General features: G+C 56.6%; 16 protein-coding genes. 7 read left to right on the top strand and 9 right to left on the bottom strand.

Going from position 1 to position 17,297, the window contains the following annotated elements; translation table 11 throughout:
- Positions 1-56 precede the first annotated feature (56 nt).
- The 4 genes from ACRQU7_RS18720 (at position 57) to ACRQU7_RS18735 (ending at position 4,604) form a co-directional block, all read left to right on the top strand.
- Positions 57-1,577 (top strand): sensor histidine kinase, encoded by a 1,521-nt coding sequence (locus ACRQU7_RS18720; protein ID WP_444642622.1) that lies wholly within the window; start codon positions 57-59, stop codon positions 1,575-1,577.
- Positions 1,570-2,274 carry a response regulator gene (locus ACRQU7_RS18725; RefSeq protein ID WP_141826684.1) on the top strand — a complete coding sequence of 235 codons (705 nt, stop codon included), beginning with the start codon at positions 1,570-1,572 and terminating at the stop codon, positions 2,272-2,274. The genes ACRQU7_RS18720 and ACRQU7_RS18725 overlap by 8 nt, the downstream gene beginning before the upstream one ends.
- Positions 2,275-2,458: 184 nt before the next feature.
- Positions 2,459-3,412: an L-lactate dehydrogenase gene (locus tag ACRQU7_RS18730; protein ID WP_444642624.1), complete on the top strand. Its 954-nt coding sequence runs from the start codon at positions 2,459-2,461 to the stop codon at positions 3,410-3,412.
- Positions 3,413-3,431: 19 nt separating this feature from the next.
- Positions 3,432-4,604, top strand: a complete 1,173-nt coding sequence (locus ACRQU7_RS18735) for an NAD(P)-dependent malic enzyme (protein WP_444642626.1) — start codon at positions 3,432-3,434, stop codon at positions 4,602-4,604.
- 998 nt (positions 4,605-5,602) lie between these two features.
- On the opposite strand, the gene ACRQU7_RS18740 is transcribed toward ACRQU7_RS18735, so the two are convergent.
- Positions 5,603-7,300 (bottom strand): phospho-sugar mutase, encoded by a 1,698-nt coding sequence (locus ACRQU7_RS18740; protein WP_444642628.1) that lies wholly within the window; start codon positions 7,298-7,300, stop codon positions 5,603-5,605.
- Between the two features lie 204 nt (positions 7,301-7,504).
- Positions 7,505-7,969 carry a metallophosphoesterase family protein gene (locus ACRQU7_RS18745; protein WP_038326200.1) on the bottom strand — a complete coding sequence of 155 codons (465 nt, stop codon included), beginning with the start codon at positions 7,967-7,969 and terminating at the stop codon, positions 7,505-7,507.
- A gap of 82 nt (positions 7,970-8,051) precedes the next feature.
- On the opposite strand from ACRQU7_RS18745, the gene ACRQU7_RS18750 reads away from it, so the two are divergent.
- Genes ACRQU7_RS18750 through ACRQU7_RS18760 form a run of 3 tightly spaced genes read left to right on the top strand, consistent with a single transcriptional unit; the run spans position 8,052 to position 8,982 of the window.
- Positions 8,052-8,222, top strand: a complete 171-nt coding sequence (locus ACRQU7_RS18750) for a hypothetical protein (RefSeq protein ID WP_185741191.1) — start codon at positions 8,052-8,054, stop codon at positions 8,220-8,222.
- Entirely contained in the window at positions 8,223-8,588 is a 366-nt protein-coding gene (locus ACRQU7_RS18755; RefSeq protein ID WP_444642631.1) for a hypothetical protein, read from the top strand.
- A 10-nt stretch (positions 8,589-8,598) separates the two neighbouring features.
- On the top strand, positions 8,599-8,982 hold the full coding sequence (locus ACRQU7_RS18760) for a hypothetical protein (protein WP_444642633.1): 384 nt from the start codon (positions 8,599-8,601) through the stop codon (positions 8,980-8,982).
- Between the two features lie 3 nt (positions 8,983-8,985).
- Here the strand turns inward: ACRQU7_RS18760 and ACRQU7_RS18765 are convergent, their stop codons facing one another.
- The 7 genes from ACRQU7_RS18765 to ribF all read right to left on the bottom strand — a co-directional run bounded on the left by ACRQU7_RS18765 (position 8,986) and on the right by ribF (position 17,266).
- Positions 8,986-9,885 (bottom strand): hypothetical protein, encoded by a 900-nt coding sequence (locus ACRQU7_RS18765; protein ID WP_444642635.1) that lies wholly within the window; start codon positions 9,883-9,885, stop codon positions 8,986-8,988.
- An 18-nt stretch (positions 9,886-9,903) separates the two neighbouring features.
- On the bottom strand, positions 9,904-11,166 hold the full coding sequence (locus ACRQU7_RS18770) for a glutamate-5-semialdehyde dehydrogenase (RefSeq protein ID WP_444645634.1): 1,263 nt from the start codon (positions 11,164-11,166) through the stop codon (positions 9,904-9,906).
- Position 11,167: 1 nt separating this feature from the next.
- Positions 11,168-11,968 (bottom strand): glutamate 5-kinase, encoded by an 801-nt coding sequence (gene proB / locus ACRQU7_RS18775; RefSeq protein WP_444642637.1) that lies wholly within the window; start codon positions 11,966-11,968, stop codon positions 11,168-11,170.
- Positions 11,969-12,740: 772 nt separating this feature from the next.
- On the bottom strand, positions 12,741-12,884 hold the full coding sequence (locus ACRQU7_RS18780) for a hypothetical protein (RefSeq protein ID WP_444642639.1): 144 nt from the start codon (positions 12,882-12,884) through the stop codon (positions 12,741-12,743).
- A gap of 600 nt (positions 12,885-13,484) precedes the next feature.
- Positions 13,485-15,743, bottom strand: a complete 2,259-nt coding sequence (locus ACRQU7_RS18785; RefSeq protein WP_444642641.1) for a polyribonucleotide nucleotidyltransferase — start codon at positions 15,741-15,743, stop codon at positions 13,485-13,487.
- A 176-nt stretch (positions 15,744-15,919) separates the two neighbouring features.
- Complete coding sequence (gene rpsO / locus ACRQU7_RS18790) at positions 15,920-16,183, bottom strand: 30S ribosomal protein S15 (protein ID WP_444642643.1); 264 nt, start codon at positions 16,181-16,183, stop codon at positions 15,920-15,922.
- Between the two features lie 141 nt (positions 16,184-16,324).
- Positions 16,325-17,266, bottom strand: coding sequence for a riboflavin biosynthesis protein RibF (ribF, locus tag ACRQU7_RS18795; protein WP_444642645.1), 942 nt, complete (start codon positions 17,264-17,266; stop codon positions 16,325-16,327).
- Positions 17,267-17,297 lie beyond the last annotated feature (31 nt).

A 17,297-nucleotide genomic window follows, 5' to 3' on the forward strand; every position in this document is an offset into this window, starting at 1 on the left:
TTAATAAATTTATTAAAATCGGGAAGTGATTTATAATTAGAAATAAGAGTAGGAGTTTGGTCCGTTCATCCCCAGTTTCCTCCATCAGCTTTTTGAGGGACGCTTTAAAAAGCATCTTCGTTCTGGGTGCCGCCACTTCTGTTTCTTTTCTGATTGTAAAATTATCCGGCAGTTACGACCATTTGGCAGTTGTGTATGTTCTTGCGGTTGTGCTGGTTTCAAGATTCACCGCGGGCTATCTGTGGGGAATCCTTGCGGCAATCACCGGTGTGATCGGCACAAACTACTACTTTACCTATCCTTACCACGCATTTAACTTTACCATTTCCGGCTATCCTGTCACCTTTATCAGTATGCTTGCCGTGTCGATTGTCACCAGTGCGATGACGGCCCGGATCAAGGAACAGGCGCGGCTTTCCGAACAGCGGGAAAAGCGGACGGAAAATCTTTATGAATTCAGCAAAAAGCTGGTTGCGGCAGGCGATTCCGACCAGGTCGTGGCCCTCACGCTGGAATATCTCTGCAGATATACCCGTCAAAGCGTGATTTTCTACCTGACGGACCCGCTTTCCTCGCAGGGGACCGTAAAAAGCACCTGCGACCACCACCGGATTCTGCTGGATTCCAAGGAAGAAAAGTCCGCGGCACATCAGGCTTTTACAACCAATGTAAAAACGTCCACGAAGGACTGCCTGTATCTGCCCCTGTCCTCTCAGGAAAAAATTCTGGGAGTGGCCGGCCTTGTTTATGAAAACGAAGAAAAACCGGAACCCGGTATGCTTACCTTTTTCGACCTTCTGCTTTCTCAGGCCGCGCTGGCGCTGGAGCACCGGCAGCTGGCAGAAAAGCAGCAGCGCATTATGATGGAAGCGGAAAAAGAAACCATGCGCACCAACCTTTTACGCGCGGTATCGCACGATTTAAGAACGCCGCTCACCAGCATCCTCGGCGCCAGCGCGGCCATTGCCGAAAACAGGGACCTCATCGATCCTGCCGCCCATGACAAGCTGATTTCCGACATTCACGAGGAGGCCGAATGGCTGATCCGGATTGTGGAAAATCTGCTGACCGTCACGCGCATCAGTCAGAAGCCGGCAGCACTCAAGAAATACCCGGAGGCCGCAGAGGAAATCGTAGCCGAAGCCGTAGGGCGCATCCGGCGCCGGTACCCCCGGGCGGAAATCCATGTTTCCGTCCCCTCAGAATTTTTGATGGTTCCCATGGATGCCACCCTGATTGAACAGGTCATCATCAACCTGCTTGAAAATTCCATCGGGCACGCGGGAAAAGCGGTTCCCATCGGGCTGGAAGTGTTCGTTGAAGGGGACCAGGCTGTCTTCCGTGTCAGCGACAAGGGAAAGGGAATCCCTGAGGAGGAGCTTTCCTGCCTGTTTACGGGAACTTCCCCCGCAAAGAATAAAAGCAGCGATTCCTCCAGGGGAAACGGCATCGGTCTGACGATATGCATGTCCATTGTGAAAGCGCATGGAGGAAAAATGACCGCAAAAAACCGGAAAGACGGCGGCGCGGCTTTTACCTTTGTGCTGCCGCTGGGGGGAGCTGAACCCGATGATTAACAAAGCCACCGTCCTGATTGTGGAGGATGAAGCGCCAATCTGCAATTTTATCTCCACGATCCTGACCGCAAACGATTACCGTACTCTGAAAGCGGAAACCGGCGCCTGCGCCATTTCCATGATCTCTTCCCACTGCCCCGACGTAGTCCTTCTGGATCTGGGGCTGCCGGACATAGACGGTCTTGAGGTTTTGAAAGCGGTCAGAAACTGGTCGGGTATCCCGATCATCATTGTCTCCGCCCGCGGAAACGAAACGGAAAAGGTCGAAGCGCTTGACCTGGGCGCGGACGACTATATTACCAAACCCTTTGGCACATCCGAGCTGCTGGCCCGCATCCGCACCGCTATCCGCCACAGCATCAAAATGGAAACCGGCGAAGATTTCCCCGGCGGCCTGTTCACGAAAGGCGGCCTGACCATTGACTTTGACAAACATATGGTCACCGTGGACGGGACGGATGTCCACCTGACCCAGATTGAGTTCAGGATCGTCGCTCTGCTGGCCAAGCATGCGGGCAGCGTGCTGACCTATGCTCTCATCATCAACCAGGTGTGGGGGCATTTCGCGCAAAGCGACCGGCAGATTCTGCGCGTAAATATGGCAAACATCCGCCGCAAAATCGAACAGAATCCCGCCGAGCCCAAGTACATATTGACGGAGGTCGGCGTCGGCTACCGCATGAGCGACGAGCCGTAGCACGGCCAAAAATGGTTCTTTCCCTTTTCCCCAGGGGGTTTTATAAATTTTATCGTTATTTTTTTAACACTTGGCTCGAATTTTCGTCTCTAAGAGAAATTAGCAATAATTTTCAGCCTGTTTGAAGTCGTGAGTATAAACGCCCCATTTTGTAAATTCTAATATTATATCTGGAGGGATTGTCATGAAAAAAGGTAATAAGATCAGCATCCTCGGCGCCGGAAACGTAGGCGCAACAATCGCATATACGCTCACTCTGGACGGAATGGCGTCCGAAATCGTCCTGGTGGACATCAACCAGAACAAAGCGAAGGGCGAGGCCATGGACATTATCCAGGGAACCGCGCTGTGCCCGCCGGTAAACATCTACGCCGGCGATTACCCGGATATCAAGGATTCCGACATCGTCATCGTGACATTGGGTGGCGCGCGCAAACCCGGGCAGTCCAGAATCGACCTTGCACAGGGCAACGTCAACATCATCAAGAGCGTCATGCCCCAGGCCGTGCGTTATGCGCCGGACGCGATTTATGTCGTTGTCAGCAACCCGGTGGACATCATCACCTACACAATTCTGAAAACAACGGGCCTGCCGGAATCACACGTTTTCGGCTCCGGTACGCTGCTTGATTCCAGCCGTCTGCGCGAGAGCCTTGCGCGTACGCTCGAAATCAGCCCGAAAAATATCCATGCCTATATGTTCGGCGAGCACGGCGATTCTTCCATGGTGCCGTGGTCCCTCACCAGCGTCGGCGGCATCCCGCTGAGAACCTACCTCAACAGCATGAGTGACAGGAACCCCGGTTTCAAAGAGCTGGACCTTGCGGCGATCGAAACCGAAGTCCACACCTCCGGCGCACAGGTCATCAGCCTGAAGGGCGCGACCTACTACGCGATCGCGCTGTCCGCGCGCCGTATCTGCGAGTGCATTCTCCGCGATACGAACACCGTCACCACTCTTTCCGGCATGATCCACGGCGCCTACGGCATCGACGACGTCTGTCTCAGCCTTCCGTTCGTCCTTGACTGCCACGGCATCAGCAGCATGAAGGCACCCGAACTGACCGCCGGGGAGCAGGAAAAACTGCTTGCCAGCGCTAATGTTCTGAAGAGTACTATCGCTTCTCTCGATATTTAATTTGAAAGGATGTATATAAATGGATTACGCAAAGGAATCGCTCAGACTTCACCGCGAATGGAAAGGCAAGATTGAGGTCGTCTGCCGCGCGCCGCTGAACACACGCGACGATCTGTCGCTCGCTTACACCCCCGGCGTTGCCCAGCCCTGCCTTGAAATTCAAAAGGATGTCGACCAAAGTTATGAACTGACCCGCCGCTCCAACCTTGTGGCGGTTGTCACCGACGGCACCGCGGTGCTCGGACTCGGCGACATCGGCCCGGAAGCAGGCATGCCGGTTATGGAAGGCAAATGCGCCCTGTTTAAGGCTTTCGGCGACGTGGACGCGATTCCGCTCTGCGTCCGTTCCAAGGAAGTGGATGACATCGTCAACACCGTCCGCCTGCTCGCGGGCAGCTTCGGCGGCGTCAACCTGGAGGATATCTCCGCTCCCCGCTGTTTTGAAATCGAAAGAAAATTAAAAGAGTGCTGCGATATTCCGATTTTCCACGACGACCAGCACGGCACCGCGGTTGTTACCCTTGCCGCCATGCTTAACGCGCTGAAGCTCACCGGAAAGAAGCTTGACGAAATCAGGGTCGTCACCAGCGGCGCAGGCGCGGCGGGAATCGCCATCATCAAGCTGCTGATCGCGCTCGGCCTGAAAGACGTCATCATGTGCGACCGCAGCGGCGCCATTTATGAGGGCCGCGATGGCCTCAACGCCGAAAAGAAGGAAATGGCCGCGATCACCAACCACAGCAAGCGCAGCGGCAGCCTTGCGGACGTGCTCAAGGGCGCGGATGTTTTCATCGGCGTTTCCGCTCCGGGCTGTGTGACCCAAGAAATGGTCAAGAGCATGAACAAAGACCCCATCCTGTTCCCGATGGCAAACCCGACTCCGGAAATCATGCCCGACCTGGCTCTCGCAGCAGGCGCCGCGGTGGTCGGTACCGGCCGCAGCGATTTCCCGAACCAGATCAATAACGTTCTGGCTTTCCCCGGCATTTTCCGCGGAGCGCTGGATGTCCGCGCAAGCGATATCAACGATGATATGAAGATTGCCGCGGCTTACGCGATCGCGGGCTTCGTCACCGACGACAAGCTTTCTGCGGACTACATTATTCCGAGCGCGCTCGACCGCAGCGTGGCCACCGCTGTTGCGAAGGCCGTTGCGGAAGCCGCACGTAAAACCGGCGTGGCAAGAATCTGATATCTGTTCGCCCAAAGCCCTTTCTCTTTTTAGAGAAAGGGCTTTTTTGAGGTTTAGGCCGAAGATTTGCTCGTCCGGCTGACTCCCTCAGTCAGGCTGCGCCTGCCAGCGCCCTCGGGGAAGGGGTCGAATCCCCTGCCTCCCTCTTTGAGGGAGGTGTCGCGCCCGACGCAACGGAAGGAGTCTCGGAGCACTCCACTCCCGATTTAACGTAAGTCAATTGGAAGCGTCGCCGTAGGCGCGTGCCGACCGGCAGGTTCGCTTCCCGACCGCATGGTCCGCGGAGGAAGGAGTCTCCGCCTGCTTTGACGCATCGCCGCAAGTAGGAGTTGATCGTCAGCTCTGCCCTTAGGCCGGGCGGGCCCCTACTTTCGGTTCTTGTCCGAAAGTAGGCAAAGTACGCGCAGGGGGATTTTGGACCTGCCGGTCCGGGATGCGCCTACGGCGGACTCGACTGCAAGCAAAAAGATGAATGGGTCGCTAATTCCGTCGTTCTAAGTAACGGCGGGAGGGTTCCATAAAATCCCCCTGCACCCCCCAGGTATCCCCAAGGTGTCTTTAGGAGATAGGATACCGCTGTGGTTTTCATTGACGGGGGTACGGAAACTGGGATTAAACCCCTTCGGGGAAGGGGCCGAATCCTCTGCCTCCCTCTTTGAGGGAGGTGGCGCGCCCAGCGCGACGGAGGGAGTTTCGGAGCACTCCACTCCCGATTTAACGTAAGTCAATTGGAAGCGTCGCCCTAGGCGCATGCTGACCGCATGGTCCGGAGGGAGGCAACACGGCGTTTTTGCGCCAAAAAAGAGGTTAAGGAAAAAATCCTTAACCTCTCAACATATACAGACCTTACCGCCCACATGGACAGTATGCAAGATGCATGGCGCTAATTCCAATATATCGCGCGAACCACGATTGTTCGTACTGTATAACTATTATTTAGTATATCCCGAATATTTGATTTTGTCAACCCTTTTTCGTGTTTATTTCAAATTTATTTTTTAACCGATTCCCAAAGCGCCGGGAGCCGTGTCCTTCAGTTTCTCCACCAGCGCCGTCGATTTCTCTTTATCCGCGCCCATAGCCGAGATATAGATTTTGATTTTCGGTTCCGTCCCGCTGGGACGTACCGTCAGCTTGCTCCCGTTTTCCAGCCGGTACTCCAGCACGTTGGATTTCGGCAGCAAAATATCGCTCATGGTGCCGCCGTCACACCGCTTTGAGGTTTTGTAGTCGCTCCAGCCGGCGACGCTGCATCCGGCGACCTCCTTCGGCGCGTTTGCGCGCAGGTTCTCCATGATGCGGTCCATCTGGATCATCCCGTCCTCGCCCTCAAAGCCGAAGCTGACCTGGCTGTTTTCGTAGTAGCCGTATTTTTGATAAAGCGCGTCCATCGCGTCCACAAGGGTCATGCCCTTTTTACGGTAATCGTAAGCCATCTGGCAGATCAGCATGCTGGCGTCCACAGCGTCCTTGTCGCGGACATACCCGCCGGAAAGATAGCCGTAGCTCTCCTCAAAACCGAAGATATAGCGGTCGGCTTCCCCGCCCTCTTCCAGCAGGGCAATCTGGTCGCCGATGTATTTGAATCCGGTCAGCACGTGCCGCAGCTCGATTCCGTAGTCCTTTGCGACAGCCGCCGTCATGTCGGTACTGACTATGGTGGTCACCGCCACGGGATTTTTGGGCATAGTACCGTTCTGCAGGCGGCCGCGGGCGATAAAGTCGAGCAGAAGCACGCCCACCTCATTGCCGCTCATCAGGATAAACTTGCCGTGCTGGTTGACGGCGATTCCGCAGCGGTCGCAGTCCGGGTCGGTGGCAAGCAGCAGGTCCGGCTGTACCTTCTCGCAAAGGTCAAGCCCCTTTTGCAGCGCCTCTTTGATTTCCGGGTTCGGGAACGGGCAGGTGGCAAAGGTCCCGTCCGGGAATTCCTGCTCCGGTACGACGGCAACGTCCTTCACGCCGATTTTGTCCAGAATCCGGGTAACGCAGACGCGCCCCGTCCCGTTCAGCGGGGTGTAGACCACCTTCAGCCCCTCGCATTTTTCCGTAAAGACCCGCTGTTTCATCACTTCTTCCAGAAAGGAATCAATCACTTCGTCCGAAATATAGCTGACGGTTCCCGCTTTTACGGCATCGTCAAAATTTACGCGCTTCACGTCGTCGAAAATATCAAGGCTGTTGATCTCACTTAAAACCTCGTCCGCCATTTCAAGGGCGATCTGGCAGCCGTCGCTGCCGTAAGCCTTGTATCCGTTGTACTTGGCGGGGTTGTGGCTGGCGGTAATGCAGATGCCCGCGTCGCAGTGCAGATAACGCACCGCGTAAGAAAGCGTCGGGGTTGGGGAAAGCCACGGATAAATATGCGCCTGAATCCCGTTCGCGGCCAGCACCGCCGCGCTTTCGCGCGCGAAAACATCCGATTTGATGCGGCTGTCGTACGCGATCGCCACGGACGGCAACTTTCCGTGCTTGTTCAGATAATTGGCAAGGCCCTGCGTCGCCTTGCGGACGGTATAAACATTCATCCGGTTGGTGCCCGCGCCGATCACGCCGCGCAGGCCACCGGTGCCGAATTCCAGATTACGGTAGAAACGGTCGTTGATCTCTTCGGGCTGATTCTGAATTTTTTTCAGTTCTTCGGTTAAGTCCGGGTCGTCCAGCTTCGTATTGAGCCATCTTTCATATTCCGTCATGAAAAACATTCCTTTCCAAATATAGAAACTCCACCGCTTGCCTTTGCGGCAGCCCCCTCGGGGAAGCGGCTGATCCCCGCCGTCCTCCGTGAGAGAAGCAGCGCGCCCGGCGTGCCGAAGGGAGTTGCTCCCGGCAGACCGAAGCAGGGCTTTCAGCATTTCATAATTCTCATTAAGATTACCATTTGTTCCGAAAAGTGTCAATCAGATTTTCACGATATTTGTGACAACGCCGTTCTCCGTAATATCGAGGATTCCGTAAGTGCCCCGGCTCCCGTTCAGGCTGCCGGGATTCATGATATACAGCCCGTCCTCGTAATCCGTCATCGCGTAGTGGGTATGGCCGAACAAAAGAATATCCGCCTTGCTGCCGCGCGCCGCCTCGATCGCTGTATACAATCCGTATTTAACGTTATAGGTATAACCGTGAGTATAGAAAATGCGCTTGCCGGAAAGGGTAATTTCCCCGTCCACCGGCAGCGTGGAACCCCAGTCGCAGTTCCCGCGCACCAGAAGGAACATTTTTTCGGGGAAGCTGCTCTGGATTTCCTGCGCTTCCTCCGCCCCATCCCCCAGGTGGATGACCACCTCGGCGGTGGGCTGTTTTAAAATTGCCTCGCGCAGGGCGTAAGCATCCCTGTGCGTGTCTGAAACCACTAAAATCCGCATTTTAAAAAACCTCCGAATGGCGGCGGCTTTCCGCCGTCATATATGAAAGTCCCGCATCATACAATGATAGCGGGGTGATTGTATGCCAAACAATGATTCGCAAAAACAACTGTTGGAAAGCCTGATCAGCCAGCTGAATCCGACGGACCGCAAGAAGCTGCAGGATGTCCTTTCCGACAAGACCGCTACGGAAAAAATACTCAGCACACCACAGGCTCAGGAACTTTTAAAGAAATTTTCGGGAGGAAAATAAATGGACGATCTTGCCGCTATGCTCGGTGAGCTGTTAAAAAGCCCGGGCGCCATGGATAAGCTCAAAGGGCTTGCCAGCGGCCTGTTGGGCGGTGCGGCGGCGGAGCCGGCGGCAGGCGGCGACGCTCCCCCACCGGAGCCGCCCGACGGCGGTTCTCCGCTCGGGATCGACGCCGATGCTCTGCAAATGATGACAAAAATCGCGCCGCTGCTTTCCAGCTTCCGGCAGGAAGACGACAGCACAAGGTTTCTGCACGCCCTGCGGCCTCTTCTCGGCGAGGAGCGTCAAAAAAAGCTTGATGAAGCCACCAAGCTTTTGCAGTTGATGCGTCTCCTTCCTCTTTTCAAAAGCAGCGGAATATTCTGAGGTGTAAATCATGGCTGATAATTATACTTATGATTTTCAGCGCCTGCAGCAGGACGCGATCCGCAGAGCGCGGGAAATGCAGGCGAGAGCCCGGGTACCCGACCCGCCGCTGAACCAGGGCGCGCCCGGACCGCCGGCCGCACCCGCGGCGCAGCCTTCCCCGGCCCCGCCGCAGCAGCACAGCGCCCCGGCTCCGCAGCATGTTCCCGCGCCGGAAGCCGGGCAGCAGCATGGGCATGAGCCGTCCTTCGGCCCGCTTTCCCCCGTCAAGGATATTTTCGACAGCCTGATGAGCGACAGCGAACGCACGCTGCTTCTGGTGCTGATTCTCCTGCTGACGGAGGAAAAGGCGGACATCGGGCTGATTTTCGCGCTGATGTATCTGGTTCTGTGACCGTCAGCCTTCGGGGGCCTGTATGGCGTAAACATATTCCTGACCGGTAGAGGAATCGGTTTTCAGCACATAATCCATATATTTGGTGGGGGTAGGAGCGGCGACGGCGCTGGTCGTCTGCGTGCGCCACGTATCGCTGGGCGAAACGTAGCCGACATGCAGAACGGTGCTGTCGCCCTGTTTTTTTGCGCTCTCCGTATAAGGCAGAAAGCTGCTGTCCGAAGAGTACAGCGCCACGTGGAACTGGTTTTCCTCCGAATTGTATTCAAAGAAGGTTTCCTGAGCGGGCGTTTTCGGCTGAAGCTGACAGTCCGGGCCGAACAGCGCGCGGCAGGAGTCCACCACGTCGCCGAGCGGGACCAGGATTCTGCCCGTGTCGTCGTAGCTGTTGTAATTGGTCCCGTTGTTTTCCGTGATGGTTTTCCACAGGGAAGCGTTCAGGACAAACTCCTCGTCGGCCTTGTCGGGGGACGCAAAGGGCTTCGGGTCCTGCATCACGACGGTGGTGAGGAAGGAATCGTAGGCGCGCAGCTTGCTGTCGTCAGTCGCCGCGAAATAGATGCTTTTCCCGATGGTGGCGGCAATGAATCCGACGCCGACCAGCGCGAGGATAAGCACCAGCGCGCCGACCGCCACTCCGTAGCGGCGGCGTCTGCGCCGTACCGTTCTGACGGGTCTTTCCGGCACCTCCGGTTCTTCCGGCTCCGGCTCCGGTTCCAGCCCGTCGTCCCATTTTGTTAAGAGCTCCTCGCCCTTGTCCTGCTGCTCCTCCGGCAGGAAATCGTCGATTTCAATATCCTGCGGCGGCTCAGCGGTCTCCGGCTGTTCCTCCGGCTTGTCGCCGTACACGCCGCGATAGTCGGCCGAGAACCCCTCTATCTTCCTTCTCTGTCTTTTACTCATCTGAAAATACTCCGTTTTCTATCTTATTTGGCCGCTGCCGCTGATAATAAACTTCGTAGACGTCAGTTCATTCGCGCCCATCGGTCCGCGCGCGTGCAGCTTCTGGGTGGAAATGCCGATTTCCGCGCCCAGCCCGAATTCGCCCCCGTCGGTAAAACGGGTGGAAGCGTTGACGTACACCGCCGCGGAATCCACCTGCTCCGTGAATTTCTGCGCGTTTTCATAGCTTTTTGTCACGATCGCCTCGCTGTGGCCGCTGGAATACCGCGCGATATGCTCAATCGCTTCCCCGATATCTCCGACCACCTTGACCGCGAGGATATAATCCAGATATTCGGTCGCCCAGTCCTCTTCCACCGCGGCAATCACGCCGGGGCCGAGGATCTCCCTTGTCCGTTCGCAGCCGCGGATCTCCACGTTTTTTTCGTCGAGCCGCGCCTTGATGACCGGCAGCGCCTTTTCGGCGATATCCCGGTGGACAAGCACGGTTTCGATCGCATTGCAGACGGACGGGCGCGAGGTCTTTGCGTTATAAATAATATTCGCCGCCATATCGATGTCGGCGGAATCGTCCACATAGACGTGGCAGTTGCCCGAGCCGGTCTCGATCACCGGCACGCGGGAATTCTGAACCACGGACTGAATCAGCCCCCGGCCCCCGCGCGGGATCAGCACGTCGATCGCTCCGGTAAGCTGCATCATTTCCACAGAGGACGCGCGGCTGGTGTCCTGTACCAGCTGGATGCTGTTTTTCGGCAGCCCGGCTTCCTCCGCAGCGGCGCGCATGATTTCGGCAATGCAGGTGTTGGAGCGGATAGCCTCCTTGCCGCCGCGCAGAATGACCGCGTTCCCCGCCTTCAGGCAGAGCGCCGCGGCGTCCGCCGTGACATTGGGCCTTGCCTCGTAAATAATGCCGATGACGCCGAGCGGTACGCGCACCTGCTCGATTTTCAGGCCGTTGGGCCGCACGCCGCCGCCCACAACCGTCCCGATCGGGTCGGTCTGCGCCGCAACGCCGCGGATTCCCTCCGCCATCCCCTTGATTCTGGCGGGGTCCAGCGTCAGCCGGTCCAGCAGGGATTCGCTCATGCCGCTTTCCCGGGCGGCCTTCAAATCCAGTCCGTTGGCGGAAAGGATTTCCTTTTCCCCGTTTTCAATCGCCGCCGCCATCGCAGAAAGCGCGGCGTTTTTCTTCGCTCCCGCCGAGGCGAGGACGCGGGCGGCTTCCTTCGCGTTTTTTCCCATTTGTTCTATCACGGTCATGGTATCACCCCTTCTTATCTTACTGCTTTCTTGTGCCGAAAAGTGTCCCTATTTGTACACCGTCGAAAAGCTGGTACAGTGCTTTCGGGTCCGCGCCGCTCATTACACAGCAGGGGATTCCCGCCTCGTTCGCGATCGCGGCCGCGCTCACCTTGGTGCTCATTCCGCCCGTCCCGCGGTTGGAACCGGTCCCCCCCGCCAGCGCGCGGACCTCGTCCGTTACCTGCGCCACATAGGGGATGCGTTTTGCTTCGGGGTCCACGCGGGGGTTCGCGTCGTACAGGCCGTCGATGTCCGTCAGGATGACCAGCAGGTCCGCGTCCGTCAGCACGGCGACCGTTGCGGAAAGGGTGTCGTTGTCGCCGAAATTGTTGCCGACCAGCTCGTCGATGGCGACGGAGTCGTTTTCGTTGACGACCGGGATAATTCCCATTTTAATCAGCTCGGTAAAGGTATTCTGGGTATTTTGCTTGTTGTGCTCGTTCGCGACCACGTCCCCGGTCAAAAGCACCTGAGCGACCGTCTGGTTGTACTCGCCGAACAGCTTGTCGTACATGAACATCAGCTCACACTGGCCCACCGCGGCGATCGCCTGTTTTTTCTCCGTTTCCTGCGGTCGTTCCGGCAGCCCGAGCTTTCCGACGCCGACGCCGATCGCCCCGGAGGTGACAAGGACGATTTCCCTGCCCGCGTTCTGAAGATCGGTCAGCACCTTGCACAGCGTTTCCATCCTGCGCAGGTTCAGTTTCCCGTTTTCGTAAGTAAGGGTGGAGGTACCCACCTTAACGACGATTCTTTTTGCCTGTGTTACAGCCGACATGTTCCCATTCTCCTAAAATTTTTATACCCTAAATTATATCATAATCCGCCGGGGTTTTGAAGGAATATCTTTTGAACGAACGGTAAATTCCGCAAAAATCCGGGGTTTTTTTCGGGCAGAAGCGGCGCGCGCCCATCAATCCCCATATTTTTCCCTAATTTTCCATTATCTATTGCACAATTAGAAAAAACGCGCTATAATCGGTTTTGTAAGGCACAAATAAAAAGTGCAACGCAGGAACGGGGTGTACCACCACCCCGCCCCCTGCATACGGAGTGCGAGCTCCATACACAACCGAAAAATCGGCACGCTGCGGATATTATTATACCGCCTCTTTGCAGTTTTGTACAGAGGGGATTTTGTATCCGCGGGCACCTGACGACGTTGTATATGGATAAGAATATCCGTGTACGGCGTTTTTTTGTGCCTTGCCGCAGGGAGACCGGCGGCGAGAGTCCCCCTTTATGGCTTTTCCGCCGGTTCTTTTTGTGTTAAATTCTTAATTCCTTGAAAATTTCCTTTTTCGGCCCCGTTAGGGCCGCCACATGGTGGGTGGGGAGTTTATATACGTTTGCCCGGGGGGATTTCCCTCTTCCCCCCGGGACCCCCTTCATTTTCCTCAGTTTCCGTATCCCTCCGTCAATGAAAACCACAGCAGTATTGTATCCCTAAAGACCCTTTGGGGATACCTGGGGGCGCAGGGCGCGGACCTGCCGGTCCGGGAAGCGGACCATGCGGTCGGCACGCGCCCACGGCGGCGCTTCCAATGAGCTTACGTTAAATCGGGAGCGGATTGCTCTGAAACTCCTTCCGTCGCGCCGAGCGCGACACCTCCCTCACGGAGGGAGGCAGGGGATTTGGCTCCCTCTTTGAGGGAGCTGGCAGGCGAAGCCTGACTGAGGGAGTCCAAGCCCATTTTCCGTATCCCCCGTCAATGAAAACCAAGGAGTATTGTATCCCTAAAGATCCTTTGGGGATACCTGGGGGTGCAGGGGGATTTTATGGAGCACTCCCGCCGGGAATTCAAAATCCCCCTGCGCGTCCTTTGCCTACTTTCGGACAAACGCGAAAGTAGGGGCCCGCCCGGCCTGAGGGCAGAGCTGACGATCAACTCCTACTTGCGGTGATTCGGACCTGCCGGTCGGGAAGCGCCTACGGCGATGCTTCCAATTGGCTTACGTTAAATCGGGAGCGGATTGCTCCGAGACTCCCTCCGTCGCGCCGGGCGCGACACCTCCCTCACGGAGGGAGGCGGGGGATTAGGCTCCCTCTTTGAGGGAGCTGGCAGGCGCAGCCTGACTGAGGGAGTTCACCTAATAGAAACCTGACTGAAAGATTACAACTCGGCCCCCATTTTTGAAGGGGCCGCCACTTGGTGGAGGAGTTTAACATATGCTTGGCCGGGCGGAGGCCGTCCCTCCCCCCGGAGCCAAGCAGGAAAAATTTCGGCCTGCAAATAAAAAACTCCCGGAATTATTCTCCGGGAGTTCTCTTTATAAAATGAAGTTGATTCCGCTTAGTCCTTCGGTTCGCGCGGCTTGTTGGTGTTTGCGATAAAGCCGTTGCTTGCGCGGGGACGGTCGTCACGGCGATCGTCACGGCGGTCATCGCGGCGGCGGTCGTCGCGGCGCGGCGCGGGACGGCGGGGAGAATCGGAAATTTCATTTTCCGGGGTAAGGCCATCCACCTCGATCAGAGCATCGCGGCGGGAAAGGTTCAGCCTGCCCTTGTCGTCTATTTCCAGCACCTTGACCATGATTTCGTCGCCGACATTGACGACGTCGGTCACCTTCTCGGTGCGCTTGACGTCCAGACGGGAAATATGCACAAGGCCCTCTTTGCCCGGCGCAATTTCCACAAACGCGCCGAAGTCCATCAGACGGGTCACCTTGCCGTTGTAAATCGCGCCCGGCTCGGGGTCGTTCACGATCGTATCGATAATAGTCATTGCGCGCTGGCAGTTTTCGGCGTCGATACCGGAAACGAACACGTGTCCGTCCTCTTCCACATCGACCTTCACGTCGCACTCGGCGCAGATTTTCTGGATCACCTTGCCGCCGGAGCCGATCACTTCGCGGATCTTTTCAACCGGAATCAGGGTGGACAGCATTTTCGGGGCGTACTTGGAAAGCTCCTTGCGCGGCTCCGGAATCGCCTTGAGCATGACCTCGTCAAGGATATAATCCCTTGCGCGGTGGGTTTTCTCCAGCGCTTCCTTGACCATTTCGGGGGTAAGGCCGTCGATCTTCAGGTCCATCTGGATCGCGGTAATGCCTTCGTGAGTACCGGCAACCTTAAAGTCCATGTCGCCGAAGAAGTCCTCAAGTCCCTGAATGTCGACCATGGTCATCCAGCGGTCGCCCTCGGTGATAAGGCCGCAGGAAATACCGGCGACGGCCGCCTTGATCGGCACGCCGGCGGCCATCAGGGCCAGTGTGGAGCCGCAGATGGAAGCCTGGGAGGTGGAGCCGTTGGAGGACAGCACCTCGGAAACGAGGCGGTAGGCGTACGGGAACTCTTCAACGGACGGAATCACCGGAACCAGCGCCCTTTCGGCAAGCGCGCCGTGGCCGATTTCGCGGCGGCCCGGGCCGCGGCTCGGTTTGGTCTCGCCTACGGAGTAGGACGGGAAATTATACTGGTGAATATAGCGTTTGCTTGTTTCCTCGTCAATGCCGTCCAGCATCTGGCAGTCGCTGACGGGGCCGAGGGTGGCGACGGTCAGAACCTGCGTCTGCCCTCTGGTAAACATGCCGGAACCGTGTACGCGCGGCAGAAGGTCAACCTCTGCGGCGAGCGGGCGCATGTCGTCCATTCCTCTGCCGTCCACGCGCTTTTTCTCGTCGAGCAGCCAGCGGCGGACAACATATTTCTGCGTTTTGTACATGCACTCGTCGATCTTGGCCGCCTGATCGGGGTAAATCTCGTCGAATTTCTCATGTACCTTTTCATAAACCGGCTTCAGCCTTGCGTCGCGCACGGTCTTGTCGTCGGTGTCCAGAGCGATTTTGACCTCTTCCATAGCAAACGCTTTGACGGCGCTGAGCATTTCCTCGTCCGGCTCGTTGCTGGGATAGGAAAACTTCTCTTTGCCGATTTCGGCCTGAATGCCCTTGATAAACGTAATGATCTTCTGGTTGGCCTCGTGTCCGGCCATAATGCCGTTGTACATCACTTCGTCGCTGACGATATCCGCGCCCGCCTCGATCATGGCGATAAGGGAATCGGTGGAGGCGACGGTGACGGCCATTTTGGAAACCTTGCGCTGCTCCGAGGTCGGGTTGATCACGTACTGCCCGTCCACATAGCCGACGGAAACGCCGGAGATCGGGCCTTTCCACGGAATATCGGAAATGCTGAGCGCAATGGAGGTACCCACCATGGCGGCGATTTCCGGCGCGCAGTCGTGGTCGACCGACATCACGGTGGCGACGATGGAAACGTCGTTGCGCATGTCCTTCGGGAACAGCGGACGGATCGGGCGGTCGATCACGCGGGAGGTCAGAATCGCCCTGTCGCTCGGACGGCCCTCGCGCTTAATGTAGGAGCCCGGAATCCGGCCGACGGAATAGAGCTTTTCCTCAAAGTCAACGGAAAGAGGAAAGAAATCCACGCCCTCGCGGGGCTTGGAGGATGCGGTCGCCGCAACGTGGACGACGGTTTCGCCGTAGCGGACCAGGCATTCGCCGTTCGCAAGCTGCCCCATTTTTCCGGTCTCGATTACCAGGGGGCGTCCGGCAAAGTCTGTCTCATAAACCTTAAAATTTTCAAACATATTGTTCCTCCATTTTTATTTTGATACGGGAGGCAACAGGTTTAGCAATAAAACCAGCATCCGGACCCCGGCTGTTCGTTTCACTGCTAAGTCCCGCGTCTTCCCATAAAATTTACGGTTGTTCGCAAAAAGCCTAAAGGCAGGCGGTTTGCACCGCCTGCCCAAACAAACTGTAATTACTTGCGGATACCAAGCTTGGCAATAATCGAACGATAGCGCTCAATATCAACTTTCTGCAAATAGTTGAGCAGGTTCCTTCTTGAGCCAACCATTTTCAGCAGACCGCGGCGTGAGTGGTGATCCTTCTGATGGCTCTTCAGATGCTCGGTCAGGTCGTTGATTCTCTTGGTGAGAACCGCAATCTGAACCTCCGCGGAGCCCGTGTCGCCCTCATGCGTGGCATACTCTTTAATAATTGCTGTCTTTTCTTCTTTTAACATAGTGTTTCCACCCTTTCATCAATTAACCCTCAGTCACAGAAAAAGGCTGGTGAACTCCCCAAAAGGGGCTTACTCCTGAATCCGGGAAAGGGGCATAATGCTGTATTATTATATCATGCCGATTTTGGTTTGTAAATCATTTTATGATGCGTCTGAGGAAAAACAGCCGTTTTTCTGAAAATATTCTCTGGCCTGCTCCCCATTTTTCAGTATTTCCGCTTTCAGCTCGTCCAATCCGGCGAATTTGCGCTCCGGCCGGAGGAACTGAATCAGGTCCACCCGCACGGTCTCGCCGTAGATGTCGGGCCCGTGGTAATCGGTCAGCCACGTTTCCGCCAGAACGGCGGGCGACCCCACCGTCGGCTTGATTCCCACATTGGTAACGCCGCAGTACCGCTCCCCGCCGAAAAACACTCTGGAAATATAAACGCCGAAACGCGGAAGGACAAAATCCTTCGGCACCGCCTGGTTCAGCGTGGGGGTCCCCAGCTCCCGCCCGAGCCGCCGCCCGTGCAGGACCGGCAGGATGTACCCGTAGGGCCGCCCCAGAAGCCTTGCCGCCTCGTCCACGTCGCCGTTCGCGATCGTGGAGCGGATGCGCGTGGAGCTGACCGGCTCGCCGTCCAGCAGGACGGCGTGGGTCACGGCGGTTTCCATTCCGCGCTCCCCGCAAAGGCGGGAAAGCATATTGCTGTCCCCTTTTCCGCCGCGCCCGAACGTGAAGTTGAACCCGCAGCAGACTTTTTTCGCGCGGCAGACCTTTTGCAGAATCTGACCGACGAATTCCTCGGCGGACAAATCCTTTACCGCCGAAAAATCCAGGATGTAAAGCTGTTCCACGCCGAATTCTTCCAGCAGGCGGATTTTCTGCTCCTGCGTAATGATCTCCCCGCCCGCGCTTCCGCCCAGATCGGTGAGCGGGTTGTGCGCGAAGGTGAGCACCGTTGGGACAAGACCCCTTTTCTTCGCCTCCACCGCTGTGGAAATCACCTTTTTGTGTCCGATATGCAAACCGTCAAAGCTGCCCAGCGCAACGGCGGAATCGCCGGCAGAGGGCGTCAAATCGTAGTAAACGTTCATCATGCATTCTTCTCCAGTATCAAGACTTGCAAAA

It is taken from the genome of Caproiciproducens puteiluti (assembly GCF_052442865.1).
Taxonomy (GTDB): Bacteria; Bacillota; Clostridia; order Oscillospirales; family Acutalibacteraceae; genus Caproiciproducens.

What these genes read in the sequence shown, in the direction of transcription:
- ACRQU7_RS18765 (WP_444642635.1), bottom strand. Translation starts at nt 9,885, where the DNA reads ATGAGTAAAAGACAGAGAAGGAAGATAGAGGGGTTCTCGGCCGACTAT.
- ACRQU7_RS18745 (WP_038326200.1), bottom strand. Translation starts at nt 7,969, where the DNA reads ATGCGGATTTTAGTGGTTTCAGACACGCACAGGGATGCTTACGCCCTG.
- ACRQU7_RS18740 (WP_444642628.1), bottom strand. Translation starts at nt 7,300, where the DNA reads ATGACGGAATATGAAAGATGGCTCAATACGAAGCTGGACGACCCGGAC.
- ACRQU7_RS18725 (WP_141826684.1), top strand. Translation starts at nt 1,570, where the DNA reads ATGATTAACAAAGCCACCGTCCTGATTGTGGAGGATGAAGCGCCAATC.
- rpsO (WP_444642643.1), bottom strand. Translation starts at nt 16,183, where the DNA reads ATGTTAAAAGAAGAAAAGACAGCAATTATTAAAGAGTATGCCACGCAT.
- ACRQU7_RS18735 (WP_444642626.1), top strand. Translation starts at nt 3,432, where the DNA reads ATGGATTACGCAAAGGAATCGCTCAGACTTCACCGCGAATGGAAAGGC.
- ACRQU7_RS18755 (WP_444642631.1), top strand. Translation starts at nt 8,223, where the DNA reads ATGGACGATCTTGCCGCTATGCTCGGTGAGCTGTTAAAAAGCCCGGGC.
- ACRQU7_RS18785 (WP_444642641.1), bottom strand. Translation starts at nt 15,743, where the DNA reads ATGTTTGAAAATTTTAAGGTTTATGAGACAGACTTTGCCGGACGCCCC.
- ACRQU7_RS18760 (WP_444642633.1), top strand. Translation starts at nt 8,599, where the DNA reads ATGGCTGATAATTATACTTATGATTTTCAGCGCCTGCAGCAGGACGCG.
- ACRQU7_RS18730 (WP_444642624.1), top strand. Translation starts at nt 2,459, where the DNA reads ATGAAAAAAGGTAATAAGATCAGCATCCTCGGCGCCGGAAACGTAGGC.
- ACRQU7_RS18780 (WP_444642639.1), bottom strand. Translation starts at nt 12,884, where the DNA reads ATGGGCTTGGACTCCCTCAGTCAGGCTTCGCCTGCCAGCTCCCTCAAA.
- ribF (WP_444642645.1), bottom strand. Translation starts at nt 17,266, where the DNA reads ATGATGAACGTTTACTACGATTTGACGCCCTCTGCCGGCGATTCCGCC.
- ACRQU7_RS18750 (WP_185741191.1), top strand. Translation starts at nt 8,052, where the DNA reads ATGCCAAACAATGATTCGCAAAAACAACTGTTGGAAAGCCTGATCAGC.
- proB (WP_444642637.1), bottom strand. Translation starts at nt 11,968, where the DNA reads ATGTCGGCTGTAACACAGGCAAAAAGAATCGTCGTTAAGGTGGGTACC.